Annotated in this window: 1 protein-coding gene and 1 pseudogene; both read right to left on the reverse strand. The window is 60.9% G+C overall.

Translation table 11 applies throughout. The annotated features are described in order from the left end of the window. Positions 1 to 254: hypothetical protein (locus tag CXQ94_RS24070; protein ID WP_219817131.1), on the reverse strand; the 254-nt coding region annotated here is incomplete at its 3' end. A 19-nt stretch (positions 255 to 273) separates the two neighbouring features. Next, positions 274 to 537 (reverse strand): annotated as a pseudogene (locus tag CXQ94_RS24075) (porphobilinogen synthase); the annotation flags it as partial.

Consider the following 537-nt stretch of genomic DNA (forward strand, 5'->3'; position numbering starts at 1 on the left):
AGCAGGAACTTCAGCCGCTCCAGCAGCGGATAGGACTCATCCAGCGCCTGCTCGAGCACGCGGACGTTGAACTGAAGCTGCGAAAGCTCGCGATGGATGTACAGCGCACTGTCGTCCAGGTTGGTCACCAGCGCGACCGGCGTCTCCTCGACGACTTCCAGTGGCGCAGACACCACCTCGGGCAACGTGTGTTCCAGCACCTCGCCGACCACGGCGTCCTGCAGATCCTTTTCGCTGAGTCCCTGGTTGATCATCGCTTTGCCTCGAAAGGGCTCACTGGCCCCGTTTTAATTGTTGTGCCGCCTGTTTGGCGAAGTAAGTCAGGATGCCATCGGCCCCGGCACGCTTGAAGCCGACCAAAGACTCAAGGATGACGGCCTCGCTCAACCAGCCGTTCTGGATGGCGGCCATGTGCATGGCGTATTCGCCGCTGACCTGATAGACGAAGGTCGGCGCCTTGAAGGCATCTTTGACCCGCCAGACGATATCCAGGTAGGGCAGACCGGGCTTGACCATCACCATGTCCGCGCCTTCGGC

The sequence above is a fragment of the Arthrobacter sp. GMC3 genome, from assembly GCF_002929305.1.
Classification (GTDB): Bacteria; Actinomycetota; Actinomycetes; order Actinomycetales; family Micrococcaceae; genus Specibacter.